The following is a 24,446-nucleotide window of genomic DNA, read 5'->3' as shown; positions in this document are numbered from 1 at the left end:
CGCTTTTTTGTTCTTGTAGTTGTTTTTGTTTTTGTTTTGTTTTTTCTTAGTGATTTATTACTTGGTAGGTGCTTAGAAGGGGCTTAGAAGGGGCTTAGAAGGGGCTTCATAGGGGCTAAAATAAAAAGGAGCTGTTCCAAATTTTCATTTTGGATAGCTCCTTTAACATCCTTATTACTTTTTCTTGCATCAGTACAAACTTTTACATACCATTCATTTATTTCTGCATAGAGTCTAACATTTTCACTAAAAAGGCAGCTGCCTCACCACGAGTTGTTGTACCTTTAAGATTAAACTTGTTATCTCCAACACCAGTAACTACCTGTAAGCTGTATAATCGTTGAACAGACTGTTTGTATGCGATCAAATGTTGATCTGTAAAGTGTTCCATATTTCTTTGTAGTCATCGACGCACTATATTGAATAGCTCTTGGCTTTTCAACCGGCTTCATTTCGCGAGTAGAACCATCATTTCGACCGTCTACATGTTCAAAGACCCTTTCAATGTTTGAAATAGCTTCATCTTCCGCTACTTGACCTGTTTTCGCTTCTTTCATTTTATGTAACGCTTCTGTTTCATCATGTTTATGTTTATATTCTTCTAAGAGAATTTTCTCATTCTCTGATACTTCCGCTTCGTTAATTTGCATGTGATCTGGAGTTTCTAGATTGAAATTAGAATAACTTAACCCGCTCGTTCCACGTTCTCCTTGTGCGATACGAAGTTGATCAGTTTGAGGTTTTTTTACTCTCTTCTGCTGATATTGCTAAAGGAGCGCTCCCTAACATTACTAAACTTGTTGATAGTGCCATTACTCTTTTTTTCATGATTGTATTCATCGCTGTAATCGATACCTACACTGTTCGTGTAGTATCTCAACCTCCCTTTATATTCTCATTCGTGAAAAACTATAAATCTACTATGTATGTATAAAACTATGTTTATTCCACCCTTTAATAAATACTTTCATTTTATCCCCAGCAGGTGAATGATAGTTTCTATAAAATCCCTTAACAGACATTATTTTATAACCAATTGCAATTGCCGTCAAAAGCACTTCCCCTCATACACACTACTACTCTCAAAAATAGATGAGGATACCTTTTACTGATTTTCTTCAACAAGAAGAATCTTTATAATTTTTCATAACTACTATCATGGTAGTTTTGTCGTTATAAGGAAAGATAATATTTAACTTAAAGACATCACCCTTCAATAAAACGCAGTGTACAATGAGAATGGTAATCGGTTAGATCTTTTGCAAACTGTTGATTCGGAAACCCTCTGTGAAGCAATCTCAAGCCGCCTGAAGTTAAGGATATATGATGATGTAACCGATAAAATAACATCCTGTTGGGATCAAGAGTATCATTCTTTAAATATCGATAATAATCCCCAAATCGAAACTGTAAAAAACTGTGCTCATGCTCAATATCAAAGAACTTTGCTCCTTCGATATCAATCAAATAAGGTTCTAGTTTGTCATTAATTAATACATGATCAGGGCCTAGTTCCCCATGTATAAATCCATATCGATTTCTTGGCTCAATTTTTGATTCAAGCTCGTACAATGTATCGAGTAGCTTGCTATGACTTGCCTTGATGCTGTCAATATGTTGGGATGCATAATCTAAATCTTTTTTTGCATGCTTCATTTGCAAGTGATGACATTTTTTCGTATTGATTCCACTTTGATTCACTTTCCCATGAGTATTTCTCTCATTGGCATGCATGCCTGTCAGCATATCTCCTAACCGCTGAAACACTTTATCTTTTACATATGAATCGGAATTTTGAAAATACACTTCTGCCTTTTGTCCATTTACATATTCAACGAGAGCATAATCATAAGGATAACGGTTTCTTTCCTTATTCAGATCATATAGAATGGGGGTTTGAATTCCCTGTTGAATTAAATACTTGTTATTTAATTCAAATAAATCACTACTATAGGATTGTTCATGTATATCTCCGTTTGCTATTTCTTCTTGAAAATAATTCATGGTAAGATCCCACACATACAGAACGCTGGAAAATCCATTGCTGCAGTCAATCTTATAGACTACCTTTTGTGCACCGCCATGCATTTTCGTTACATTAGAAACCAAATAACTGGTACCAAATACCTTTTGCATATACTCCTGTAAATCAGATTGATCAAGGTGACAAGTGTTTCCCAATGAATAACACCCCTTTTATATAGTTTTGCTGTCAACCAAACTATATAAAAAATCCAACCCAAAATATAGACTGTTTAATTATAATTTGTTATGATGTTGAATGAGGTCTCGATAAAATTGTAATGTATAAATCCATTGGAACTCCAATGGATTTTTTTGATGAAATCATTCTTACTTCTCAAATAACACGCCACGTAAAACCTTATAATGGATTACAATGAATGAATCCATACGTTCTTCAACCCTTGTTCTTTTCGCTAACTTTACCTTTCTTTTTAATTGATCATTATTGCCCGTCAGTTTAAGTAAATAACCTTCACAATCTCAATGATATATTCAAACTCGAATAATCTAATGGCTTGAAAAATAGTTAAAATATTAAAACAAATAGTACGAATTTATGAGATAATACGTTAAAGGGGATGAACTGATTGTTACATACGATGGTTTATGATAAAGCGAAGTACCATTATGAAGGTAATTTTCCTGAGGACTTACCAATCGATCAAGCTTTTGTACATACTGGTATGTTTTTAGGATGGATAATTGAACATCATTTATGTAGTGAAGAATTTGAAGAAGAGTCTCAAGACGAAATTAACCAGTTTAAACTTAGACAAATGACTGGCACAGAAATTTATATGAATTGGGATGGCGTTTTGGCAGACGACATGTTAAATGATGAGGGCAACCAATTCGCCATGTATTACTTTAATAATGATGAGGAGTGGAAGTATATAATTGATTACTCAGACGTTTTTATAGATGAAGAAACTCTCTACCATGTGCAAGATACTTGGGAAAACTATTTCAAATTAAAAGAAGTTATTGATAATAGCTATAATTTTTGGAAAGACAACTTACAAAATAAGTAATTATAACAAGTCGATTTCTTATGTTAATAAGGAATCGACTTTCTTATTATCTAATTTGCTGATTAACACCTCACCCAAAGATCATTTTACTAACGATACTATTATTGATACCGAATTATCTATAACAGAACGTTCTGGACGTGATTTCATTAACACTGTTAATCCAATTAAGGATGTGACTAATGTTTGCGCTAATGCTTTAGCGTTCAAATCACTTTGAAGTTCTCTTGATCGAATTCCTTTCGTAATTAATTCTTGAAAAACAACTGCAAGATACATTTGATGTTCTCTAGTCAGTACTTCAAATTTTTCATTATGAGGAGCAAGTTCGACCATTGTGTTAATACAAAAACAACCTTTACTGAACTCTTTTTTATATTCCTCTTCCACTATATTTTCAAAAAACGTCCGAATTGCTTCTTTTACAGATTGTTCGTTTTGAAGTTTTGTTCGTATATTAGCCGCATGTAAATTTGTGTATCTCCTTAATGCCGCTTCAAATAATCCCTCTTTATCACCAAAGGCTGAATATAAACTAGGCTTTTGTATTTCCATTTTAGCAGTTAAATCGCTTAATGAGGTAGCTGCGTATCCCTTCTCCCAAAAGAGTTGCATAGCAGCATCCAAAGCTTTTTCTTCATCAAATTCGCGTAGTCGTGCCATTTAAAACAATCTCCTTTCTACATCTAGTTATTAAGATTACACATCACCATTTGTGTACCAATCAGTATAGTATATATCGTATTAAATTATAAACGATGTGTCAAAAAATCACATTAAATTCAAAATAAACTTGACATATATGTTTCTTCAAGATTATATTTTACTTACAAAATAACATACCGTTCGGTACGTTATTTTTAACAATACAAAAAGGAGCTGATTTTATGAATAGTAAAGAAAAAATGATGACCATTCGAAAACATACTCACACTCATATACATTCACCTGTTCATGCAACAATGTCTCGTTATATGACTCTATTATTCGCAATAGCTTGCGGAATGGCTGTAGCAAATATATATTTCGCTCATCCACTTCTTGATTCTTTATCAAATGAATTTAAGATTAGTCATTCAACTATCGGTATTGTAATTACTATTACTCAAGTTTGTTATGCACTTGGATTACTTTTATTCGTTCCACTTGGTGACTTATTAAACCAAAAGAAAATAATAATTGTCCAAATGCTTTTATCCGTTATCGCTTTAATTATAATTGGAGTCGCCCCCTCAACCATCGTACTTTTTATAGGTATGGCCTTAGTAGGAATTCTTGCAACTGTTACGCAAACACTTGTCGCATATGCATCAATTTTAGCTAATCCAGCAGAACGTGGACGCATAGTAGGTTTCGTTACAAGTGGCGTTGTAATAGGTATACTCCTTGCTCGTACATTTGCAGGCACATTAACAGATTTAGCTGGATGGCGATCCGTTTATCTCACCTCTGCTATCCTTTTACTCTGCGTAACTTTTTTGTTACACCGAAATTTACCTACTCTTGAACATAAAAAAGTGACAACTCTATCTTACCGAAAATTAATATACTCTGTTTTCTTATTATTTATAGAAGAACGACTTTTACGCATTCGCGGAATATTAGCATTGCTTATTTTCACTTCATTCAGTATTTTATGGACTTCTTTAGTATTGCCCCTAAGTGCTACACCACATAATCTTTCACATACAGCTATTGGTGCGTTCGGTCTTGCTGGAGTGGCGGGTGCATTAGCTGCTACTAAAGCTGGACAATTAGCTGATAAAGGTTTAGGCCAAAGAACAACTGGCATAGCCTTATTATTATTAGTACTTTCATGGCTCCTAATTAAATCTATTAACCACTCTCTATTGTTACTAGTTTTCGGCATTATCCTTCTAGATTTAGCTGTGCAAGCTGTACATGTCACCAATCAAAGTATACTGTTCACAGTGCGTCCCGAAGCAAGAAGTCGACTCACTGCCAGTTACATGATTTTTTATTCCATCGGTAGTGCAACAGGTGCCATTCTTTCAACAAATATGTATGCAAAATATGGTTGGGATGGAGTATGTATATTAGGTGTATCTGTTAGTGCTTGCGCTCTTTTATTTTGGATAATAACTTTACGGCGATCATCACAGCTGAACGAAGAATAATTCACTTATGATTAATACGTGTTTTTCTACAAGACTATAAGATAGCATTTACTTTTTAACACAAATCAACGGCATTTTCATATAAAAAATGCCGTTGATTCACAATTTCATGATAAGGAATCCTATACTATCGAAATACATCTATTACGAATTCCCTTTAACGTTTTCAACAATCTCATTTATCGTATTTCGATCAAACTTATCACTAATTTCGTATGACTCACGATCTCCTACTAATTGTACGCCTACAATATCATTGCGGTCCTTACCATATTGTACTTCAATAATGGATCCACGCTCTATTTGTTTCCAAACGAGACTTGCTTCATCTTTATTATCTAAAATAATACAGTCCTCAATATTTTCATCAACCCCAATTAACTTGTTGTCATCTATAAACCCAACCTCGTATTGTTGACGCTCTTTCGCTTTGCTGCTTACTAATATACCTTTGCTACCATATGAATAATCCATATAGTCCTTCTTCTCAGATTGTACCGCTTTCGTCTCTTGTGCTTTAGTTTTTTCAGCGTTCCCACAACCCATGATAAGACTAATTGGCATCACCGTAGTTAGTACTACTCTAGTAAATTTCTTTATCATTTATAAGCAACTCCCCATACTTACATTTAAATTCCGTTTATCCACTTATTAAAACATAACATGATATAAAATAGGCAAAGCCAACGATAAAATATTCGTTGCATTCCCACAATTTAATTAAGGACCAGGCCATTTAAACCTGGTCCTACATAACTTTACCTTTGCTTCACATACTTAATTGTATTGAATGAAGTCTCATTAAATAATCGTAAGTTTTCCCCATCATAATCTTGAACTTTATATGCTATTTTCTTTTTTTGAATTGTATCTTCTACACCATCTACTAAACGTTTATTGAGATGTAAATAGATTGTAAAAGCTTCCTTATCATATTCCCAAGTTCCTTCAATATAATTCTTTTTATTTGGATACTCACCTTTACCATACGTTTCAAATGTCTTATCACCTTTTAGAATGAGTGACATAATGAAACCGTCTGTTCCTTTGAATCCCCAATTACCGATTAATTCCGTACCATCTTTCACATTCTTCATAACGTTATCCGTATTAATTCCAGCTTTCTTATCTAACTCTTTCAAATCTTTCACAGATACTGTACCATCACCGATTTTAATATCCCCTTCAAGATCTTTGAATGCCTTAAGCCAGTAGATATCTCCTTCTTTCACTAACTTTTCGGATTTCTCGATTAACTCTTTATCAGTTTTATCGCCTTTTTCTCGTTTTTCTTTTCGAGTGAATACTTCATTTATTAAAGAAAAAGACTCTCTAAAATAACCAATTGCTTTTTCAAAATCCTTTTGTTGATTTACATACTCTGCAGGGGGATCTATCGACTCGAATTTATCTAACATTTTATTTAATTCTTTCACACTATCTACTACATCTGATTTCTTTTTCTTACCGTCAAAAACCTCTCTTGTAATATTGTTATGCTCCGCAAACAACTTATCAAACTCTACCCCTAATTTATACACTTTATTAGGATAGTCTTCCTTTGAAACTTTTTCTTTCTTACTATTAGACTTCGATTCTTTTACTTTAGACTCTTCCGTTTTCTCCTGTTTAGAAGTGTTCGTTTTCTCAGACACTCCACAACCAAATAACAACATGACCGGAACTGCTACCCCTAGTAGTTTCTTTGCATTCATGACTGATTTCTCCTTCTACTTAAATAGATTACTCTTACTATACCCATCCTCTTTTTTATCTTGTAATTAAAGTTACAATCGCAATAACTCCTAAAATCGGTCCCCAATATTCCATTTTTATAAAAAATAGTGAATGCTTTTTGTTAAACATAACTTTTTCACCAGTTTCGGCATCTATATAAACTTTCCCATTTGGCTTATTAATATATCTTCCTAAATACCAAGACATAACCCCTGATATAATTAACATTACCGCCATTGGCCAACTATGGTCTTGAAAATATGTAGCGTCCCCCGTTATAGATCCAAAGATAACCTTACCCAAAAGAGTATTAATAATTACAATAATTGCGACTAAAAAACCCCAACCAGACCAAATAATCATCTATTTCTCCTCCTAAAGCGCACAACTTTGTACCTTATGTTAATTTGAACTGCAAACGAAAACATTAAAAAAACCGAATATTCAGACGTGAACAATTATATTTATCCTACATTCGATTCTAACTTTAGTGTTCTAAATGCAAATGAACCAGACATAATTTGTAATATTGTTGGAATAAGTAAAAAGAATAATGACATAAATAACGTAACTATAGGAATCACAATCATACAAACTCCATAAACTTTATTATTAACCTTGTTTACTAAACATGATAAAATAAGCAACCCTATTTGAACCGTTAAAATAATAGAGTAATAAGCTAAAAGTTCATAATCAAAACCTTCCATAATATTAAACGCTACAACTATTAATAGTATGGAAATAATAATTCCTATAATGCCACCAATTAAACCTAGTACGAATTCAAGCGTTCTTTTCAATTCAATCCCCCTTTTATGAGCCACTAACAACTTGTATATTTTCCCATTCACCATCATACCAAATATTTATTGGAAAAACTATACATACTTTTCATTCTTCCTTACCTTACAGTGACCTTCTTACCATTATAGATAGCTTGTAGCAGTTGCAAAATCAAAGCCTTCAAAATTACTAACTGAATTGTCATATTGAAAGTTATAAATTAAAACGATAGAATTATAGGATTTATTTAATTTAACTACTCCCTTAATTCGAGATAGTATTTTATCATCATATGAACATCCCGTTAATAACATAGAAATGTCATCACTTGCTTCTTCTAACACTTCCTTTTCAATAAAATCCTCATCTACATCAATCATATCTATATTAAAATCAACAAAAAATCTTGCTGGTATAGCGTCTCCTTCTTCATCATACGTAACATCCATATATGTATCCAATTGACCTTGCGTTTTCATATTACCTAACCATATTGAAACCATTCCATGTACTTCCATTAATAGCGTCCTCCATTATGAATATATATTCTCATTCAACTTACGCTTTACATACTCTGCAATTTCCATCTCCCCTCTTTCAACAGCAAACATATAAGCGTCCATTTCTTTCATATTATTACCAGAATATTTTATCGTTATATCTATCCCATTCATAACTAGCAATTTAACAATCTTAAAATGCCCACTATATATGGCAGCAAACAGAGGATTTCGATCCGGCTCACTAGTATCCATTTCAACTTGATGTTTAATAAAGTACTCTACAATATGTAAATGCCCTTTCGTAGCTGCTCTTTCAAGTACATTTGTAGAGAAAGTCCCACACTTTGCATGAATATCTATCCCTGAATGGATTAAATACTCTATTATTTCTAAATTCCCATAGGCCGTCGCTACATGTAACCACGTACCAAATGGTGTGACATACGATAACATTTCTCGATCTTTGCCCAGCAAATCTCTTAACGTGTCCAATTGACCATTTTTTATAGACTCTCTAATCTTTTTCGCAAATTGAATCTTATCCATATTTTTACCGCCCACTTTTTTCTATATTATACCACCTTCTCAATAGGCTCTGTTTTCATTTACAATAAAATGCAATTTATTGTATTCAAAAATCAAACCAAGTTTCGATACCTTTAGAAAGTGGACATACCTCTTGAATACAATTAGTATTAACATTAGAAATATGAAAGACTGAAAAAGGCTCTTACATGAAGGAAGGAAGTGCACAGCTATGGATTTTAAAACAGTTATGCAAGAACTTGAAGCTCTAGGTAAGGAACGAACGAAAAAAATATACATATCTAACGGCGCCCACGAGCCAGTTTTTGGCGTAGCTACAGGTGCCATGAAACCAATCGCTAAAAAAATAAAATTAAATCAAGAATTAGCTGAAGAACTTTATGCCACAGGCAACTACGATGCTATGTACTTTGCAGGCATTATTGCCGACCCAAAAGCTATGAGTGAATCGGATTTTAATCGTTGGATAGATGGAGCTTATTTTTATATGCTATCTGATTATGTAGTAGCAGTAACTTTATCGGAGTCAAATCTTGCACAAGACGTTGCTGATACATGGATTGCAAGTGGGGACGAGCCTAAAATGTCTGCAGGCTGGAGTTGCTACTGTTGGCTTTTAGGAAATCGCAAAGACAATGAGTTTTCCGAAAGTAAAATTTCCGATATGCTTGAAATGGTGAAAGATACAATTCATCATTCGCCAGAACGAACAAAATCCGCTATGAATAATTTCCTAAACACAGTGGCAATTTCATATGTACCACTACACGAAAAAGCAGTCGAAATTGCAAAAGAAGTTGGTATAGTTGAAGTCAAACGTGATAATAAAAAAAGCAGTTTGCTACATGCTACAGAAAGTATTCAGAAAGAACTTGATAGAGGAAGACTAGGTTTCAAACGTAAGTATGTAAGATGTTAAACAAATTCGTATCTGGGTGTCAATTCGAGAAAGATTGACACCTTTTTCATTTAGGTTATATAATCTCCACATTTACTTTTAACTTATATTAAAAAATAATATCCTGATAACCTACTTCCATTATCTTTTCATTTAATAAACGAACTCCTACACCATTTTCTATATCCCACGTACAATTAAATGTAATTCCAACCTCTCGTCCGTCCGTAATATCTGCATACGGAACAACAATACCATCTAAACTGATCATCTCTAGTATTTGATCAGTTGTTTCAACTAATGGATAATTTTCTCGCACTCCAATACCATATCCTAATTCACATCGCCTTTGTTTGTAATAGTCTAATATAGACTGTAATAAACTTATTTGTACCTCTTCCCAATTTTTTATTAATGATTGATACGCTACATACTGCCCTTCATCAAACATCCCATCTTCTTCACCATCTATCATCAAATCAATCTCAGTTACATTGCCTATAAAAGTTATAGGCATACACTTAGCCCAAGCATAATTATATTCAATCTCTCCAAAAACTGAATCGTTCACTCTCATTTATCCGTCATTCCTCTCGCACTTATTACTAAGGTGTCCCTGCTTATTGTTAACTCCCATCAACATTTAACATTTGAAATATTCTTTCAAAAACTTATAAAACGTTGGCCAACTCTCCTTTAATTCTCCATTTAAAAGTAATTCATCTCCACCTTCAAAATTCACTGAGTAAACTTTATCAGTTACACTATCAAGGACCAATGCAGCATTTGCTGTCATTTCCGTTAATACTAAATACTTATTAGGAAATCCATGTTCCTTTCGAGCAATAATTGTGTAGTATTCAATATTATTCTCTTCATCTATAATATCAAGTAGTTCATAAGGAACGTGCTCTTCCCAAAATGGTCCTGCAAATCGATAATAAAACTCTCTAAATGTATTAGACACTTTTACACCTAATCTATTCATTACTTCATTCACCTGATCTTTATCTTCCCGTTTATATATATCTTCTTCCAAAACTTCTTCTAAACGATTTGGCAAAGCATGCATTTGTATCCCTCCTTTACAAGGTTTATCTATGTGTTTATGAAATGAATTTGCAGCTCCCTGCAAACTACCTGTACGGCATAGAACCAATAAATGTAACCTCTAAACCATCAAACATATCTTCTCTTTTCGCTTCATTATATTTAAAATCATAAAGAACAATAGCAAAGTTAATATCGTTCGCTAAACTATCTCCATTTACTAGCTTTTTTATTTTAGGAATAATTCGTTCACTATAAGAAAAATCACTTAAAATATGTTCAACTTCCCTTTTATTATTCTCATAAAAACAAATTTCAATATTATCTTCATCAAAATAACCGAATTCAAAGCTCGTCCCAAACTTTGAATGAACTGAATCACCATCTATCGTGTAATCTATATCGACATAATCCTCAAGATTTTGGAGTGATTTAGAAATTCCAAACCAAACTGAAACCATTCCACTATATTCCACTTTCCCACCCCATCTAGCCGGTCTATAATTCATATAAACATTCTTCACTTTACTATTTTTGTAACCTCAAACTAGAAATTAACTCATTTAAACTATTCGAAACCTCTGTAAACGACCCGCGTTCAAATTCCTTCAATTGAGTCTTTCCACTTACATTATTTAAAACAACTAGTGAACCATTTCCTTCTACCCTTATCTAGTCCCTTAATAACTCGTAATTAAGTCTTCGCCTTCATATCTAGGGTCTTTCTCAACTTTACCATCTTTTGTTTTTATGACTTTTAGTCTACCTAACCACTCTGCTCCGTTATATGTCTCTTCACTTACCCATACATTATGCTTTTTACTGTCTACCTCAACTACTAAGGTTGGATGTGTAAACATGAATTCCTTCTCTACATGCCTACCTACAATTTCTGCATGTAATGATGTACCTTCTTCAACTAGTTTACTATTTTGATACCCTTCGATAATAGGTAATCCAATAAATACAAAGAATATCAGCCCAAATACGGTCACTTTCTTCTTTGTACTCCATTTATTCTTTTCTTTCAATTCCTTCTGTCTCGCTTCTCTTTCTTCGCGTTCATCTAAACTCTCATTTAAAGCGTCTTCCCATGCCTTAATTTCCGCTTCGATTTCTGCTTCAGCTCTTGCTAATTTTTCTAGTTGTTCATCGGTTGCTACCATCTCATATGAGTTATCTCCAACCACACGAATTTCAGCACCATTTTCTTTTACTTTCCGCAAGTCTTTTTCTGTACAATCAAACTCTCGAATGATTTCCCCTTGTGTGTTTACAAGTCTAACGTAAATGTTTTTTTCTCCTTCTTCTTAAACATCTAAACTCCCCCTTATTTGTTTCCTATCATAGATAACCCTACTGCAATTAAGAGAAAGAAAACGATAATAAGGAAAGTCTTCCCTTTGCTTAATTGTGTTGTACAACCTTCCAAGACAGCCCATATAAGAATTGGAAAAAGAAGAATACCTAGGAGAATATCGACCAACTTGTTGCTACTCTTCTTTAGTGGTTTTTCTTCTTCTACTATCGGTTTTATCCGAACAGCTTCTTTTCTTATTTGTTTCGGCTTCTTTTTCTTGCGTCTATGATTCACCCCACATACCCCTTTTAGAATAACTTTTTACAACTATAAAAATACCATCTATTATTATCTACACTTATTCACTAAAACTCCCTATTTCTTCTGTCCAAAAACATCCTTCCGTTAAAGCAACTGCATCAGTTTTTCGAAGTGCATTAGAAATCCACTCCACCAAACCTTTAGGTATATTTTTTTCAATATAAGCCTTTCTTCCATTGGCAGCCTTTACTTCTTTTATAAATTCCACATAGACAAGTAAAGATTCTGCAAACTTCTCTATCGTACTATTTATAAGAACGACTTTATTTTCATTGTCATAATCTATATATACGAGTTGTGATTTAGATTCATCAATACAGACTGGATTTCCACTACCAGTAAATCCAAAGTATATAAACTTATCATACATCGTACCTAATTCATTTTGTATCTCGCTCAACCTTATCCCGCCACCGTTATCCGCAGATTCAAATGTAAGAAATGGAGGAGCAGACTCGGGAAAACCTGCTTTAATTAAGAAGTCTTTCGTTTCTTTCGAGAAGGAAAACGAGTGAATGATTTTTTCATTATAATGAATTAAACCGTATATTTCTTCATTCCAATTCACTAAAAAATCTTGTGGTGAGATCATTTTATCCTCCTGCATATCATATTATTATCTCTGCTCCATTTTTAAATTACTTATCAACTCAACTAGGGAATTAGAAAGAAACTCCTTTTCTTCTGTTTCAAAGTTTTCCATTAATACTTCTCCTGTTTCATTGTCAAAAATAATAGCCTTATCTTCCGGAGAGATAAATCCTATCTGTATATACCTAAATTCTCCCCCTTCACTCTCCTCATACCGTTTCACTATTTGAATAAATTCTACTATAGATTTATTCGGTTCCACAGGTTCAAGGACAACTAATTTTGTACCGTAAAAGCCTTGTATGTCTAAGAACCAATAAGAATTAAAGTATTCTTTTATCGCATCGTGAATATTTACACTCAGTTCTTTCTCAATTTCTATAAAATTATCTATATTATTTTTCTCAAGAGGTTTCCAATATACATATCCTTCTTCATCTGGATTACTTAAATATAATAAAGAATCCACTTCTGCATCCCACGGTACTTTAGGATACGTTCCATATTTTTTCTCCCATACATTCATAAGTGCTTTAAAATACCGATCTAACGCTTTTTTTATTTCCATGTTTTCCCCTTCCCAATAACACCTAATAGGATTTCATTTCCTACTGAATTATTAATATTTGAAAAATAATTGGATTTCATATCCCACCTTCATACTAATAGTAAAGTTATATAGCGATTCTTATTACTTTTCCACTATAAATCTCTTCAATCGATCCTGCCTTATTTACACGTATTCTCTCGATTAAAGTCAAATGCTGCTTCAATACCATTTTTCAGTAATTTTTGTAATAACGTATCTAATCCTGCTTCGAAATAACATTGAATTTCTTCTTTATATAACGGTAATAGGGTATGAAAATAAACCGGCCAGTCACCCTCTATTCTTTTACCATCTTCACGAAATTCCATTTTGAATGCCCCTGAACACTGTGGAATTGGTGGCACAATCATAACACCAGAAAATTCCGTCTCTTTGCTATATGGATGAATTGACGCATTGCAATCTTCCTTACCTTCATCTAATTGATTCGGAAATATAAGCCATTGCCCTAATCCATATTCCCTTGTCGTTTCTCCAAATTCTTGTAAAAGACGCAAAGGCCAACTGTATTTCGAACTCGCCAAAGCGGTTACTGAAACATCCCAATCCTTCGGTAGATGCATGACAAGTTCTGAATAACCACTATCTACACTTGATGGAGCTGGCATACGGAAATAGCTATTCCGATATGTCACTACTGTATGGTAATCAACTATTTTATTTGGTCCAACATCATATAATTCTACATCGGTAATCCTTTTTGTATTTGCTTCTATATGATTCGTAATCAGTCCATAATGCTGCTGAATATGTGATTTAAAATCTTCTATTGAGGTTGGACGTATCACTGGGTTATTTTCTATTTTTTGTTCATGATTTTTCTCATCGGATTCCCATACTAACTGAAAATTAAACCCCTTTAGTTCACTTTCCACAACACAATCTTTAAATTCATCTGATACGAATGTTTGTACAGATACAATTGGAAAATCTCCGTATTTATGCTTTGTGTTCATTGTACAAAAAATATGTTCACCCTTAATTTTATCTGCAATAAAAGCAAATTTATCGAATCCACCAAAATCATCAGGTTTCGCATTTTTATAATCAATACATGCCAATACGTTTAATACATGTATTGCATAGCATTCGTATACTTCATGAACAAGCGGAAGAACTTCAACTTTCCCTTTTATTAAATCAAATACTACTTCTATCGCTGCTTTTGTAAAAACAAGTGGTATTTCACTTAATAAATCAGATACTTCTCCTTTGTTTGACAATTTCATTTGCAATGGATTCCACGTATTAATTACTGATTGACCTTGAAAATAGTTATTAAAAATTTCTTGTCCTTCTTCATTCTCACACTCTAATTGATCAAACTGTGAATCACTAATAATTTTCCATATTTTCATTATATTCCGCCTTTTAATCTATATAAAATACAAATTGCCCCTGTCAACAACCATTTCTCATCTATTTTATCCTTTAATGCTTTTTACCGCCTACTGCTTATATGTATTTTTTATCTCACTATATTCTTTACTATTTCTTTTTTACGATTTAACTTCTTCTAATCATGTAACTTATTTAAAAACTCCGTAAAATCATTAGCCACAAAAAATACATTTTCCCTCGCTACTTCCTCTGCCTCCTCAGCCGTAATCCCTTCACTTTCCATCAATGTTTCCTTTTCCCATGCCCCCTCATGTTCCCAAAAGACGACAATTGGATCTTCTTCATGATTTTTATAATCAAAGCAAATTAAATTTCCTGCTGGATCAAATGCAAATGGTACCAATTCATTTGGCAGAGTAGAAATATACTGGTTATATACTTTAACGATATATTCACTACTATCTACATCATAAGAAAGTAAAGTTCCAAATACCTTTGTTATCGTATCTATTTCAAATTTATAAGGTAATACAGCTGAACCATTATTATTTGTAGCACATTCTACATAGTCACTTGGAAATATACACCCTATCTCTTTTCCCACATTGTTTATATATTCTGCTGAAACTGGCTCATCCGGTACTGGCCATGTTAAGTCATTTCTCATTTAACTTCACCTCCTAACAAATCACATCACGTTTATCCAAAATAACTAATTGCATCATCAACCAACCATGCCAGTCGTATGTCTTCTTTTGTAATCGTTTCATTGTTATGTAAGTCTTTCCACGCAATCAAATCAATTGACGCAGTCCACAAAATGTTGTCACCGCCTTTTGATGCACCGATTCCTAATGCCCCTGTGACAGCTGCTATTTCAATCACATTTTCTGAGAATCTATTTTCAAATCTACTTATTTCACTTGATTTACTCAATTTCGAATACATTCCTTTCATAGCCCACAGGCATAAGTACTTTGTGAGTTTTCCTGTTTTATTATAATTGGTCATGGTAACGCCTATATAGAATTATAGCTATAATTCTATATAGGCGTTTTTTTCACCTGGAATTTTAAATTTATTTACATCATATTCTTTAATTATATATACTTTTATAGCTTCAAAATCTTTACCAAAAGCAAGAAATGGATTTTTTAAGAAATATATTATTTCTTCGTCGTCATAAATTCGGGCTTTAATTATTTCTTTGTCCGAGTGAAACGATAAATTGACTCCTTTGTAAAAATATTCGTAGTATCCTTCTTCATCCTGCTCACTCTTATCTTCAAAAGGAACAGATTCAATATGATATATATTCCCATTTACATTTATTGATTTCATACAGCATCACTCCCTTTTTAAGAATATTCATAAGAAATTAAATAGTATCTGTCAATCATACCAAAAATAAGGGATTTACTTTTAGAATTTATAAAAAATATATAGGATTAAATTTAAATCTTTATTTTATTTTTCATATTACTTCATTATCTCTGTACAATTGTGTAATGTGTCACAGAAGTAGACATATTGCAATGAGTCGCAGTGAAGTGGAATATCCCTTGAGAATATAAAATAAGAAGATCAATCTAGAAAGACTATCTAGTTCGATCTTATTTTATTGAATTTTTAATTAATGCAATTTTACCCTTAAAATAATATAATCAACGGGTGGATTATTATTTACATCCTCAAAACTGGGTCTAATTTTAAAATCAAATTCATTTGTTATATTTTTCAATGAATAAAGGTTTGTTCTATCTACACTTGTACGGGGGAGCAATATATCCGAAAACGTAAAACGCATGAAGAATATGTTGCGGAACTATTAGAAAACGCGGGTACAATATGCCGCAGAGGTTTTAGAAGTTCATGGCGATGTTATAGGAACATACAAAGGCGCTAGAAATACCACAGAACACAAATGTAACTCATGTAAAAATATATGGGAGGCAGCACCAACAAATATTTTAAAAGGAAAGGGAGAGAAACATTATGTCAAAGTTATTACGTGAATTATCTAAACCGGATAGTGAGGCCCTGCGTTCCGAAGCACTAGAACAGTTGAAAGTTACTTCAGGTAAAATTGTTGCTTGTGATCCTCTTATTTTTAATAAAAATCACTTCGAACAAACAATTCAGCCAGGTACATATCCAATTGTTGCTTGGTGGCATAAGGAAGATGGAGTCATTGCTGGTGCTGAATTGAAATTGTCGGAGTCAAAAGCGGTAGGATGGAAGATGGCAACAAAACCAGGACAAAATGGAAGTGAACTGGAAGACGGTTATATTTTTGGTTACCCAGTTGATACAGGCTTAGGGTGCTTTGCAGATGTTGAAGCAATTGGTAAGTTAGAAGAAATAGAAGACAGGTTACAACAAGAACTAGGAGAAGAATTTACTAGTTTGTATGATGATCTTATAGATGACATACTAACAGAACATGATGAAGATTGGGGAAATTGCGTGGTGTGTGAGGAAACAGGAAGTAATATCATTATATTCCGTTCAGGTTATGGAGATGGATTTTACCCTTCCTATTGGGGAATCGATGAAGCAGGAAAAATCGTTTCACTTGTTACTGATTTTCAAGTGCTACATGAGGAAAATTGAGGACAACATCAATAATGATATAAGAGTCAATATTTTTTCTTTTACAGCGTCAAATATCCCCCGTCTAATATTTGCAAATAACCCGTGGGATAATCTCCTTATGTACTACTGGTTCTGATAAATAGGGTTATATTCTTAAGTGAATATACCCCTTCATTAATTCTAGTTTTTTATTAACAGTTTTTTATTTAAATAATTTATTAACTCTATACATAATGGTTGATTTTAGGGTTACTAGTGCACTGTTTTATCGCGATACAAATGAACTTCAGATACCCTTTGCTCCAAAATTACTTTTTCTATGATTTCCTGGCGATTATATTCTACCTGCACCGTTTCACAGTTCCCCCAATGAGTAGGAGCAAATTTTTCATTTGACTCAAATACATCTAAAAGACGATTTAATATCTCTTCTTCTTTAAATGCTACTGTAGGATACATTGCGATTGTAAAATTATTCGGTTTCATTTTAATCCCCACTTTATTAGGAACGAGGTTATGTAACTATTTTCATTTATCACTGCCAAATAAGTTTGAATCCTTTCCCACTATTAACCATGTAACTTATTTAAAAACTCCGTAAAATTATTAGCAATATAGAATACATTTTCTCTCGCTACTTCCTCTACTTCTTCAGCCGTAATCCCTTCACTTTCCATCAATGCTTCCTTTTCCCATGCCCCTTCATGTTCCCAAAAGACGACAATTGGATCTTCTTCATGATTTTTATAATCAAAGCAAATTAAATTTCCTGCTGGATCAAATGCGAATGGTACCAATGCACTCGGTAATGTGTCATTGTAGTCATAGAATACCTCAATAATATTTTCATCATCATCCATATCATAAGTTAGTAATGTACCAAAAACTTTTCTCTTCTCCTCAACTTCAAATACTTCTGGGCTAACATGTGCTCCATTATTCTTCATTACACATTCTATATAATCTAAAGGAAAATGAATGCCCAACTCTTTTTCCACATTCTTTACATTTTCTCGCAATAAAGGCTTATCTGGTAATCTCCATTCTACTTTACTCATCTCTTGCCCCCCCACTGAATCTCCTCAAGTCTTTTTCTCATTTATATTTGTTTGTTCGCGCCATAAGCATACTTCTATATTTCGATACCTCTTCACATTTCCTCTATATCTTTCTACGACTATCTCTCAATCGAATTATAATTCGTTATTTTATTAATATTCAATATTTTTAATGTAGTGTTCCTTACTTGTTTAAACCGCTACTGAATTTTTCCGCATATAATATATCGAATTCAGTTGGTTCTATTTTTTGTTTTACAACATTCCCTTGTTCATCATACTTTTTAAAAGTCATTTCACGTCCCGCAATATATTCAGACTCATGCTTCTTCATTCCGTTTTGAAAAAATTCAACATAGTAGCCTTCAACCGCGCTTCTATTCATATTGCTGATTCTTTTTATATTTCCATCCATGTAAAACTCCACATACTTTCCTTGTTTCACACCATTTTCTACATAGAAATAACATTCTATATTTCCGTTCTCATAAACATCATAAGCTAAGCCAGTAAACAATTTTTCTTTACCATCAACCGCACACTCTACTATTCCTAACCCATAAGGTCCCCCATATTCTAAACACTCTTCAAACTCAAGGCCATTCTGTATTATGTACTCCTTCGTTAACACATCATTTAACATTTTCAATCCTCCTTTACAATATTAGCTAATGGTTAAGCTGTTTGTTATGTAAAAGTAAGTTTTTATCGTAATATACTTCTATTTTTATTATGTAATTTCTATATACAATGAGAGATATTTTCCAATATTCGTTTATAACGTATACTATCCATCATAGGCCTTTAAATGTTCAAAATTCATTTACTTCTCACCATATTTCATATTTGCTTTAGAGAAGTCCGCTTCACCAAATCTACAATCTGCAATATGTATTTTCTCTAAATTACAGCTTCTGAAATCAGCAAACTCAAAATCACAATCAAAAAACGATGCTCTCATACTTGTTTTGCCATAATATCCTCTGCCATCACCTCTGACAAATCAAAAAAATAAGGTCTACATTGCTCATATCTAGCCCATCTATTATTTTATCATTGTATTGAGATCGATTTAATATTTCCATGACTCTTATTCTATTATTCTCATTCATAACTGCGATCCCTTTTCATTTATCTTGTTAAATAATCCTTCCAGGCAACATTCGGAGAAAAAGATACTCCCATCCGATCCTCATCAAAGCTTGGTAGAGCCATTACTTGAGCTGGTTCTAAATATTTCATTGCAGATAGCCAACTATCAAGCAACAAATCCATATCAGATTCTAAAGGGTTGTGTAAAAGATCTATGCAAGTTCCACCCCAATTCAGTTCTGATACCACCCCTGGGCTATTTAATAATAATTCTTTATCAAACATGTCTAAAATATGACCACTCAAATATGTTCTAGCTCCTAATCCTAATGGACCATTCGGAAGAAACCTAACTGGTATGAGTTGAGAAGATATTTCCATCCACATTTGTAAGCGCTCGCGTTCGGTATTCCATGGATAGGACAATGGCCAAAAAATTTGAGTTACTCCAATACGAGGTTTCGCGATTTCTGCGATTTGATCAGATAACTCAAAAAAAGCAGACCATAATTTTTTAGGTATCGACTTATGAAACTCAAAGTTTAAAAACGAACGATGACTCCAGTTAACTTGAAAACTTCCTGTGTAGTTCACAGACTTATCACGATACAAGTGAACTTCAGATACTCTACGCTCTGAAATTACTTTTTCTAAAATTTCCTGACGGTTATATTCTACCTTCACTGTTTCACAGTTCCCCCAATGAGTAGGAGTAAATTTCTCATTTGACTCAAATACATCCAAAAGACGCCCCAGTATCTCTTCTTCATTAAAAGATACTGTTGGATACATTGTAATAAAGAAAAAATCAGGTTTCATGTAAATTCTCCCTTCAATATATAATTTTAACATTTAACTACATATTTTCTGTTATTTTCACATATTTTTTCTGATTTTTAAATTCACTACTCAATCGCCTAATGAACTAACAGATCCCCTTAGTTATTTTTCATTTTGCACAGTATGTATTAATTACGCACAAATAAAAAAACTACAGTCTAAAAATATATCACTGTAGATTCTTACATTTACTCTTCTTGATAACGTACTATATCATAGGGATAATGTCGTGTCTCTTTCAAAACTGCATTATCTTAAGTTTATTTATAGTACTTAATGCACCTTTCTTGGAAAGGGATTCTATCATCAAACAGCACTTCTTCTTGCAGAAACTTTATTATATCCTCTATTTTCGCAATGAATAATGCGAAAAAATCGCCCGAATTAGGATATGAAAATAGTCCATACCCCTTTGGTGACAGTATTTTGTTGGCCATCTTGATCTTATCGGGTAAAAATTTATAATTAAATGCTTCTAATCTCTCAAGTTCTTCTTGTGTTGCTAATTCAATTTGGTGGGCAAATTCGTAATCGAGAATAAAATTGACAATTTCTTGGTATTGCTCACCTTTATAGTCAACGTATAAAAACTGTTTCGTTGTCAATCCATATTTTAATAGGTCTTCATGTAAGTCATAACCTCCTTGTTCCTTCAAAAATGTTTCCAAACCCTCGCTATCAGGAAATATAATCTGCGCTATCCCTTGATCAGGCATCTTAGCTTCCTCCTTTTTTATTAAAATAATTCTCCATGCTTGTTAGGAATATATTCCGGATAGTTTTTACGATAAAATTGATCAATCATCTGAAGTACGGGATCCCATTCAGGATATGACTCATGTTCCCCAAATACCATTCTAGTTTCTGGAGTATTCATCAGAAAATTATCGATTTGAGTAGGTACTGGCAACCCTAGTTGTTTCCTTACATGAATTAAAAATAAGATTTCAACAGGATAAAACCCGTATCTGAAATCGCCAAATTCACCTAGTTGTCCGATTTCAGAAACTAATGCAGAATGATACTGTGACATTATCGAAATTAGATGTTCTATTTCTTCTAAATCACCAGTCGACCAACGTTCCAGCACTTCATCATAAATATTCAGGTCTTCAGGGATTGAGCCGCATCGCAGTTCAGCTTCCTTAAACTTATTTTTCACAGCTAGATGCAATTTTTTATTCGTTCCCATGATGGTTTTATTTTTATACTGCAAGTACAGCTCTAGCAAAAACCAAATATGTCTATCCTCTTCATTGGCATCTATTAAATGTTCACCGAAGTGATGAACCATAAAATCATATAATATATTTTCTTCTTTCTCCCATCCATACATTGCAAAATGAACTAATGTGAGGACGACTTCTCTAAACGTATACCCCAAAATCATCTTTGGATATCTGATTTTATAAAGATCTTGTCCCATGCACTGGTAAAATAAGACTTTCTGCATGTTCTTTAATCCTTCTACATTGTTTCCACCGCTTATCAATACATCGTTTTTCCATAGTGACAAGTGATATGAGAAAATTTTGCTTAAATTTATTAATAAGATGTGATCTTTCTCTGTTTCATTTTGCTCAACAATTTTCTCAATCTTATTTTTACTGACATTATACTTATCTTTAACATCTTCAAATTTGATTCCATCCACAAAATTTTTGCTATATCTTTTAAAAGCCATTTCTAACTTTTTTTGATTCATAACTGCATCCTTCCTATGAATACATCTATTTCCTTCTTTAGCCTTTTCCCTTAATTCACTCTCACCTTCAACGAACTCCTATATTTCTATACAATTTGTATTATCTATTCATTCATATAACTTATCACTAGACATACTTTTCTGTTCAATTCAAACCTCACATTTACATAGTGCATCTCTTTCAGTAAATTAAAGTAATAGAAACTATCTTTAGTTTTTCCTCTTCTCTTATTTTTTCCCACAACTGTTTGCTAAGTGAACATGTTCATTAAAAATGTTGTTGTTAATTTGTTTTTCATATTTCTTTAATTCTTCATTGATTTTACTGCCAGTTTTACTTTCAAAACTTTTCTCTAATTCTGCTGCTATATCTCTTAGACTTGTTTGTAATTCATGAAATGCCCCTATGTTTTTTTGAAGAGCATATGTATCTTCTTTTATAATGTCTATTGATTTAAACCCTACTTCTGTTTTTAACATCATACGCTGCATTTCTCTTTCAATCTGTTTTTTAGCAGCTTGTAACTCCTCAACAACCTGATCTGCTAAATCTCCTGTAACACTTTCGATTTGCTTTTCTATCTTTTTAATTTCCTCCATAAAATCCATCATATAATTCTCTCCTTATCTAAACTGAAAATTCCCCGCTAATTGATTATCTTTATCCCTAAGTGAATTTGCTGCATCACTAATTTCGTCCCCAAATCTACTTAAACTTTTTTGTTCTTTTCTTAAAAGATGAATTAATTCTTCTGCCATGTATACATCGTGAAAATAGTCATTTCCACCTTCTTTCGTTTTGGCAATTCGTGAGATGGCTTCATCTATTTCATAGGCTTCTAATAGATGATATTTCCCACCTGGCCCTGTTTCATATTTTAATTGACTTTTCAACTTTTGAACCGCTTCAGCTTCTCTTCTTTGAAACTCTTCTATATTTTTTGCTATATCTGATAATCGATTACTGAGCATTTGAATTTTTTGTGCTTGTCTTATAATATCTTCAGGTTCTAATTTTAATAGGGGACTTCCATTTGAATGAAAGGATCCCATAAATGTATCTCTGCCGTGTCCGTCCATAGTTAAACGTGTAAAAAGTCCTTGTTTTGTATCGTTCTGTCTCACTGTGTATTGCTTACCAATTAGAGGTGCACCGAATTGAGTGTGGTTACCAATCGGGTCATTTTCATGTGTATAATCAGTTGCTTTATTTTCCATTTTTCCTTCATTTACTCGTTTTTTTGCTTCAGGACTTAGTACACCATAGGGATTCGGTGCAGCCCATGTAGTTGCATAACAATCTAATTCTGCAGCGATAAGGTCCGCTTCTGCACCACCTTTACTATGTCCAGTAGTATGAAGAGAAGAAGGGTTATATTTTGCTACGATGTCATTTTTTGCCCATTTTAATCCAGTATCAAATGATGTTTCAGAATCAGGTTTTATAGTTTGACTGTTACTTGGAGTAATTACTTTAGAATGTGTTTTAATTCCAAACGTAATCTGATCGATATCTGTTTCGAAATCTGCTAATTGCGTAGGCTCTGTTCCACGAAATGCTAGGATTATATCATCATAATGTGTTGCATTTTCATCATATTTGTCTGCTGGTACTACTGCGATAGCTTCTAATCCATTTTTTACTTTTTGACAATCTGCATCAATTGATTCTATAACTACCCACTTTTTACCATCTGCCATTTTTATTTCTTTACCTTTTTCTAAAACTTGGTCATCATAAACTTGATCTGCTAGTTCGAAATAATTTTCATCTGTCGCAATTGGATTCTTTTTAAATTCACCCATATGTTTCAACTCGTTTCATGGTATATTTTAACTATATTTAAATACAAGGGGATTTTCTATGAAGAAAAAAACGGTAATTATTTTATCCATTATTTGTATTATAGCAGGAGGGTATTTTACAATGGAATACTTAAAACAAAAAGAAGAAGAGGCAAAGTTTTGGAAAGTACAAGAAGCAAGGGTAGAAAAGTATATTCGTTATAATATTCAGGATGTAAAATCGATTACGTTTACAGAAAAGAGTGTAAGTCCTATGGGAGTCCCTAGATTAAAAGGCTATATAAATAATAATAAAGAATTAGATTTCATAGCTCGTATAAGTACAACTGAAAACTTTGAAGGCCAATTTACGCGTTCTGGGAAATTAGGAAAACTGATAAAAGACCCTGAAAAATCGGTATCCGAAATTGAAAAGGAGGAGAAAGAAAAACATCAAGAGTAGTCTTTGCACTACTCTTATTTTCTGTATCCTA

32 protein-coding genes and 5 pseudogenes are annotated in these 24,446 nt (G+C 33.1%); 5 read left to right on the top strand and 32 right to left on the bottom strand.

Annotated elements, in window-relative coordinates; all coding sequences use genetic code 11:
- Positions 1-217: 217 nt before the first annotated feature.
- The 4 genes and pseudogenes from QEP67_RS11540 to QEP67_RS11525 all read right to left on the bottom strand — a co-directional run bounded on the left by QEP67_RS11540 (position 218) and on the right by QEP67_RS11525 (position 2,136).
- Entirely contained in the window at positions 218-391 is a 174-nt protein-coding gene (locus QEP67_RS11540) for an S-layer homology domain-containing protein (RefSeq protein ID WP_096001615.1), read from the bottom strand.
- Positions 381-840 (bottom strand): annotated as a pseudogene (locus tag QEP67_RS11535) (N-acetylmuramoyl-L-alanine amidase); the annotation flags it as partial. The pseudogene QEP67_RS11535 and the gene QEP67_RS11540, both read right to left, overlap by 11 nt.
- Positions 841-920: 80 nt before the next feature.
- Entirely contained in the window at positions 921-1,052 is a 132-nt protein-coding gene (locus QEP67_RS11530; RefSeq protein WP_000123988.1) for a hypothetical protein, read from the bottom strand.
- Between the two features lie 154 nt (positions 1,053-1,206).
- A complete protein-coding gene (locus QEP67_RS11525) occupies positions 1,207-2,136 on the bottom strand; it encodes a phosphotransferase (protein WP_002008056.1) in 930 nt (309 codons plus the stop codon).
- A gap of 476 nt (positions 2,137-2,612) precedes the next feature.
- Between QEP67_RS11525 and QEP67_RS11520 the strand changes: the two genes are divergently transcribed.
- Positions 2,613-3,056: a hypothetical protein gene (locus tag QEP67_RS11520; protein ID WP_000903405.1), complete on the top strand. Its 444-nt coding sequence runs from the start codon at positions 2,613-2,615 to the stop codon at positions 3,054-3,056.
- Positions 3,057-3,137: 81 nt separating this feature from the next.
- On the opposite strand, the gene QEP67_RS11515 is transcribed toward QEP67_RS11520, so the two are convergent.
- Positions 3,138-3,719, bottom strand: coding sequence for a TetR/AcrR family transcriptional regulator (locus QEP67_RS11515; protein WP_000113324.1), 582 nt, complete (start codon positions 3,717-3,719; stop codon positions 3,138-3,140).
- Positions 3,720-3,943: 224 nt separating this feature from the next.
- Here QEP67_RS11515 and QEP67_RS11510 point away from each other — a divergent pair, with 224 nt between their 5' ends.
- Positions 3,944-5,194 carry an MFS transporter gene (locus QEP67_RS11510; protein WP_001085010.1) on the top strand — a complete coding sequence of 417 codons (1,251 nt, stop codon included), beginning with the start codon at positions 3,944-3,946 and terminating at the stop codon, positions 5,192-5,194.
- 144 nt (positions 5,195-5,338) lie between these two features.
- Here QEP67_RS11510 and QEP67_RS11505 read toward each other — a convergent pair whose 3' ends face one another.
- The 6 genes from QEP67_RS11505 to QEP67_RS11480 form a co-directional block, all read right to left on the bottom strand.
- Positions 5,339-5,797 carry a hypothetical protein gene (locus tag QEP67_RS11505; protein WP_000591653.1) on the bottom strand — a complete coding sequence of 153 codons (459 nt, stop codon included), beginning with the start codon at positions 5,795-5,797 and terminating at the stop codon, positions 5,339-5,341.
- 155 nt (positions 5,798-5,952) lie between these two features.
- Positions 5,953-6,909: a DUF3994 domain-containing protein gene (locus QEP67_RS11500; RefSeq protein ID WP_000992215.1), complete on the bottom strand. Its 957-nt coding sequence runs from the start codon at positions 6,907-6,909 to the stop codon at positions 5,953-5,955.
- A gap of 55 nt (positions 6,910-6,964) precedes the next feature.
- Positions 6,965-7,294 (bottom strand): hypothetical protein, encoded by a 330-nt coding sequence (locus QEP67_RS11495; protein WP_000587858.1) that lies wholly within the window; start codon positions 7,292-7,294, stop codon positions 6,965-6,967.
- 101 nt (positions 7,295-7,395) lie between these two features.
- Positions 7,396-7,734, bottom strand: a complete 339-nt coding sequence (locus tag QEP67_RS11490; protein ID WP_000831563.1) for a DUF4064 domain-containing protein — start codon at positions 7,732-7,734, stop codon at positions 7,396-7,398.
- 126 nt (positions 7,735-7,860) lie between these two features.
- Positions 7,861-8,235, bottom strand: a complete 375-nt coding sequence (locus QEP67_RS11485; protein WP_048566064.1) for an immunity 22 family protein — start codon at positions 8,233-8,235, stop codon at positions 7,861-7,863.
- A 15-nt stretch (positions 8,236-8,250) separates the two neighbouring features.
- A complete protein-coding gene (locus QEP67_RS11480; RefSeq protein WP_048566308.1) occupies positions 8,251-8,766 on the bottom strand; it encodes an ankyrin repeat domain-containing protein in 516 nt (171 codons plus the stop codon).
- A gap of 211 nt (positions 8,767-8,977) precedes the next feature.
- On the opposite strand from QEP67_RS11480, the gene QEP67_RS11475 reads away from it, so the two are divergent.
- The gene (locus tag QEP67_RS11475) at positions 8,978-9,685 is read left to right on the top strand and encodes a DNA alkylation repair protein (protein ID WP_048566063.1); all 708 of its coding nucleotides are present in this window, start codon (positions 8,978-8,980) and stop codon (positions 9,683-9,685) included.
- An 88-nt stretch (positions 9,686-9,773) separates the two neighbouring features.
- On the opposite strand, the gene QEP67_RS11470 is transcribed toward QEP67_RS11475, so the two are convergent.
- The 12 genes and pseudogenes from QEP67_RS11470 to QEP67_RS11415 all read right to left on the bottom strand — a co-directional run bounded on the left by QEP67_RS11470 (position 9,774) and on the right by QEP67_RS11415 (position 16,218).
- Positions 9,774-10,241: a DUF2004 domain-containing protein gene (locus QEP67_RS11470; RefSeq protein WP_048566062.1), complete on the bottom strand. Its 468-nt coding sequence runs from the start codon at positions 10,239-10,241 to the stop codon at positions 9,774-9,776.
- Positions 10,242-10,307: 66 nt separating this feature from the next.
- Complete coding sequence (locus tag QEP67_RS11465; RefSeq protein WP_048566061.1) at positions 10,308-10,736, bottom strand: SMI1/KNR4 family protein; 429 nt, start codon at positions 10,734-10,736, stop codon at positions 10,308-10,310.
- Positions 10,737-10,800: 64 nt separating this feature from the next.
- Positions 10,801-11,223: an immunity 22 family protein gene (locus QEP67_RS11460; protein WP_048566060.1), complete on the bottom strand. Its 423-nt coding sequence runs from the start codon at positions 11,221-11,223 to the stop codon at positions 10,801-10,803.
- Positions 11,224-11,242: 19 nt separating this feature from the next.
- Positions 11,243-11,386, bottom strand: a pseudogene (locus QEP67_RS11455) (SecY-interacting protein Syd); the annotation flags it as partial.
- 8 nt (positions 11,387-11,394) lie between these two features.
- A complete protein-coding gene (locus QEP67_RS11450) occupies positions 11,395-11,940 on the bottom strand; it encodes a hypothetical protein (RefSeq protein WP_016134927.1) in 546 nt (181 codons plus the stop codon).
- A 104-nt stretch (positions 11,941-12,044) separates the two neighbouring features.
- The gene (locus QEP67_RS11445; RefSeq protein ID WP_001016550.1) at positions 12,045-12,308 is read right to left on the bottom strand and encodes a hypothetical protein; all 264 of its coding nucleotides are present in this window, start codon (positions 12,306-12,308) and stop codon (positions 12,045-12,047) included.
- Between the two features lie 64 nt (positions 12,309-12,372).
- Positions 12,373-12,927 (bottom strand): SUKH-4 family immunity protein, encoded by a 555-nt coding sequence (locus QEP67_RS11440; RefSeq protein ID WP_064469098.1) that lies wholly within the window; start codon positions 12,925-12,927, stop codon positions 12,373-12,375.
- Between the two features lie 24 nt (positions 12,928-12,951).
- Positions 12,952-13,494, bottom strand: coding sequence for a SecY-interacting protein Syd (locus tag QEP67_RS11435; RefSeq protein WP_064469099.1), 543 nt, complete (start codon positions 13,492-13,494; stop codon positions 12,952-12,954).
- Between the two features lie 161 nt (positions 13,495-13,655).
- A complete protein-coding gene (locus QEP67_RS11430; RefSeq protein WP_064469100.1) occupies positions 13,656-14,894 on the bottom strand; it encodes a suppressor of fused domain protein in 1,239 nt (412 codons plus the stop codon).
- A gap of 158 nt (positions 14,895-15,052) precedes the next feature.
- The gene (locus QEP67_RS11425; protein ID WP_064469101.1) at positions 15,053-15,544 is read right to left on the bottom strand and encodes an SMI1/KNR4 family protein; all 492 of its coding nucleotides are present in this window, start codon (positions 15,542-15,544) and stop codon (positions 15,053-15,055) included.
- Positions 15,545-15,594: 50 nt separating this feature from the next.
- Positions 15,595-15,834, bottom strand: a pseudogene (locus QEP67_RS11420) (hypothetical protein); the annotation flags it as partial.
- Positions 15,835-15,912: 78 nt separating this feature from the next.
- Positions 15,913-16,218, bottom strand: coding sequence for a hypothetical protein (locus QEP67_RS11415; RefSeq protein WP_064459885.1), 306 nt, complete (start codon positions 16,216-16,218; stop codon positions 15,913-15,915).
- Between the two features lie 654 nt (positions 16,219-16,872).
- On the opposite strand from QEP67_RS11415, the gene QEP67_RS11410 reads away from it, so the two are divergent.
- A complete protein-coding gene (locus tag QEP67_RS11410) occupies positions 16,873-17,490 on the top strand; it encodes a DUF4241 domain-containing protein (RefSeq protein ID WP_064459886.1) in 618 nt (205 codons plus the stop codon).
- A gap of 237 nt (positions 17,491-17,727) precedes the next feature.
- Here QEP67_RS11410 and QEP67_RS11405 read toward each other — a convergent pair.
- From QEP67_RS11405 to QEP67_RS11365, 9 genes and pseudogenes are all read right to left on the bottom strand, one after another.
- A pseudogene (locus QEP67_RS11405) lies at positions 17,728-17,958 on the bottom strand (hypothetical protein); the annotation flags it as partial.
- Positions 17,959-18,041: 83 nt separating this feature from the next.
- Positions 18,042-18,530 carry an SMI1/KNR4 family protein gene (locus QEP67_RS11400; RefSeq protein WP_064459888.1) on the bottom strand — a complete coding sequence of 163 codons (489 nt, stop codon included), beginning with the start codon at positions 18,528-18,530 and terminating at the stop codon, positions 18,042-18,044.
- Between the two features lie 184 nt (positions 18,531-18,714).
- Positions 18,715-19,173, bottom strand: a complete 459-nt coding sequence (locus QEP67_RS11395; protein ID WP_048566050.1) for a hypothetical protein — start codon at positions 19,171-19,173, stop codon at positions 18,715-18,717.
- Between the two features lie 183 nt (positions 19,174-19,356).
- Positions 19,357-19,642 (bottom strand): annotated as a pseudogene (locus QEP67_RS11390) (pentapeptide repeat-containing protein); the annotation flags it as partial.
- Between the two features lie 19 nt (positions 19,643-19,661).
- On the bottom strand, positions 19,662-20,441 hold the full coding sequence (locus QEP67_RS11385; protein ID WP_048566049.1) for a hypothetical protein: 780 nt from the start codon (positions 20,439-20,441) through the stop codon (positions 19,662-19,664).
- Positions 20,442-20,722: 281 nt separating this feature from the next.
- The gene (locus QEP67_RS11380; RefSeq protein WP_048566048.1) at positions 20,723-21,178 is read right to left on the bottom strand and encodes a hypothetical protein; all 456 of its coding nucleotides are present in this window, start codon (positions 21,176-21,178) and stop codon (positions 20,723-20,725) included.
- Positions 21,179-21,198: 20 nt separating this feature from the next.
- Complete coding sequence (locus QEP67_RS11375; RefSeq protein ID WP_064459889.1) at positions 21,199-22,167, bottom strand: hypothetical protein; 969 nt, start codon at positions 22,165-22,167, stop codon at positions 21,199-21,201.
- Between the two features lie 228 nt (positions 22,168-22,395).
- On the bottom strand, positions 22,396-22,779 hold the full coding sequence (locus QEP67_RS11370) for a hypothetical protein (protein WP_064057234.1): 384 nt from the start codon (positions 22,777-22,779) through the stop codon (positions 22,396-22,398).
- Positions 22,780-22,791: 12 nt separating this feature from the next.
- Complete coding sequence (locus QEP67_RS11365; protein WP_060487697.1) at positions 22,792-23,973, bottom strand: cytoplasmic protein; 1,182 nt, start codon at positions 23,971-23,973, stop codon at positions 22,792-22,794.
- A 58-nt stretch (positions 23,974-24,031) separates the two neighbouring features.
- On the opposite strand from QEP67_RS11365, the gene QEP67_RS11360 reads away from it, so the two are divergent.
- A complete protein-coding gene (locus QEP67_RS11360; RefSeq protein WP_046957991.1) occupies positions 24,032-24,415 on the top strand; it encodes a DUF1433 domain-containing protein in 384 nt (127 codons plus the stop codon).
- The last annotated feature ends 31 nt before the right edge of the window (positions 24,416-24,446 follow it).

The organism is Bacillus cereus group sp. MS39 (genome assembly GCF_040448665.1).
In the GTDB taxonomy this organism is placed as follows: Bacteria; Bacillota; Bacilli; order Bacillales; family Bacillaceae_G; genus Bacillus_A; species Bacillus_A wiedmannii.
This window is presented reverse-complemented; position numbering and strand designations above follow the sequence as displayed.

Excerpts from the sequence above, each read along its gene's own strand:
- QEP67_RS11540 (WP_096001615.1), bottom strand. The coding sequence starts at position 391 with ATGGAACACTTTACAGATCAACATTTGATCGCATACAAACAGTCTGTT.
- QEP67_RS11525 (WP_002008056.1), bottom strand. The coding sequence starts at position 2,136 with ATGCAAAAGGTATTTGGTACCAGTTATTTGGTTTCTAATGTAACGAAA.
- QEP67_RS11515 (WP_000113324.1), bottom strand. The coding sequence starts at position 3,719 with ATGGCACGACTACGCGAATTTGATGAAGAAAAAGCTTTGGATGCTGCT.
- QEP67_RS11510 (WP_001085010.1), top strand. The coding sequence starts at position 3,944 with ATGAATAGTAAAGAAAAAATGATGACCATTCGAAAACATACTCACACT.
- QEP67_RS11505 (WP_000591653.1), bottom strand. The coding sequence starts at position 5,797 with ATGATAAAGAAATTTACTAGAGTAGTACTAACTACGGTGATGCCAATT.
- QEP67_RS11500 (WP_000992215.1), bottom strand. The coding sequence starts at position 6,909 with ATGAATGCAAAGAAACTACTAGGGGTAGCAGTTCCGGTCATGTTGTTA.
- QEP67_RS11495 (WP_000587858.1), bottom strand. The coding sequence starts at position 7,294 with ATGATTATTTGGTCTGGTTGGGGTTTTTTAGTCGCAATTATTGTAATT.
- QEP67_RS11485 (WP_048566064.1), bottom strand. The coding sequence starts at position 8,235 with ATGGAAGTACATGGAATGGTTTCAATATGGTTAGGTAATATGAAAACG.
- QEP67_RS11480 (WP_048566308.1), bottom strand. The coding sequence starts at position 8,766 with ATGGATAAGATTCAATTTGCGAAAAAGATTAGAGAGTCTATAAAAAAT.
- QEP67_RS11475 (WP_048566063.1), top strand. The coding sequence starts at position 8,978 with ATGGATTTTAAAACAGTTATGCAAGAACTTGAAGCTCTAGGTAAGGAA.
- QEP67_RS11470 (WP_048566062.1), bottom strand. The coding sequence starts at position 10,241 with ATGAGAGTGAACGATTCAGTTTTTGGAGAGATTGAATATAATTATGCT.
- QEP67_RS11465 (WP_048566061.1), bottom strand. The coding sequence starts at position 10,736 with ATGCATGCTTTGCCAAATCGTTTAGAAGAAGTTTTGGAAGAAGATATA.
- QEP67_RS11460 (WP_048566060.1), bottom strand. The coding sequence starts at position 11,223 with ATGAATTATAGACCGGCTAGATGGGGTGGGAAAGTGGAATATAGTGGA.
- QEP67_RS11440 (WP_064469098.1), bottom strand. The coding sequence starts at position 12,927 with ATGATCTCACCACAAGATTTTTTAGTGAATTGGAATGAAGAAATATAC.
- QEP67_RS11435 (WP_064469099.1), bottom strand. The coding sequence starts at position 13,494 with ATGGAAATAAAAAAAGCGTTAGATCGGTATTTTAAAGCACTTATGAAT.
- QEP67_RS11430 (WP_064469100.1), bottom strand. The coding sequence starts at position 14,894 with ATGAAAATATGGAAAATTATTAGTGATTCACAGTTTGATCAATTAGAG.
- QEP67_RS11425 (WP_064469101.1), bottom strand. The coding sequence starts at position 15,544 with ATGAGAAATGACTTAACATGGCCAGTACCGGATGAGCCAGTTTCAGCA.
- QEP67_RS11415 (WP_064459885.1), bottom strand. The coding sequence starts at position 16,218 with ATGAAATCAATAAATGTAAATGGGAATATATATCATATTGAATCTGTT.
- QEP67_RS11410 (WP_064459886.1), top strand. The coding sequence starts at position 16,873 with ATGTCAAAGTTATTACGTGAATTATCTAAACCGGATAGTGAGGCCCTG.
- QEP67_RS11400 (WP_064459888.1), bottom strand. The coding sequence starts at position 18,530 with ATGAGTAAAGTAGAATGGAGATTACCAGATAAGCCTTTATTGCGAGAA.
- QEP67_RS11395 (WP_048566050.1), bottom strand. The coding sequence starts at position 19,173 with ATGTTAAATGATGTGTTAACGAAGGAGTACATAATACAGAATGGCCTT.
- QEP67_RS11385 (WP_048566049.1), bottom strand. The coding sequence starts at position 20,441 with ATGAAACCTGATTTTTTCTTTATTACAATGTATCCAACAGTATCTTTT.
- QEP67_RS11380 (WP_048566048.1), bottom strand. The coding sequence starts at position 21,178 with ATGCCTGATCAAGGGATAGCGCAGATTATATTTCCTGATAGCGAGGGT.
- QEP67_RS11375 (WP_064459889.1), bottom strand. The coding sequence starts at position 22,167 with ATGAATCAAAAAAAGTTAGAAATGGCTTTTAAAAGATATAGCAAAAAT.
- QEP67_RS11370 (WP_064057234.1), bottom strand. The coding sequence starts at position 22,779 with ATGATGGATTTTATGGAGGAAATTAAAAAGATAGAAAAGCAAATCGAA.
- QEP67_RS11365 (WP_060487697.1), bottom strand. The coding sequence starts at position 23,973 with ATGGGTGAATTTAAAAAGAATCCAATTGCGACAGATGAAAATTATTTC.
- QEP67_RS11360 (WP_046957991.1), top strand. The coding sequence starts at position 24,032 with ATGAAGAAAAAAACGGTAATTATTTTATCCATTATTTGTATTATAGCA.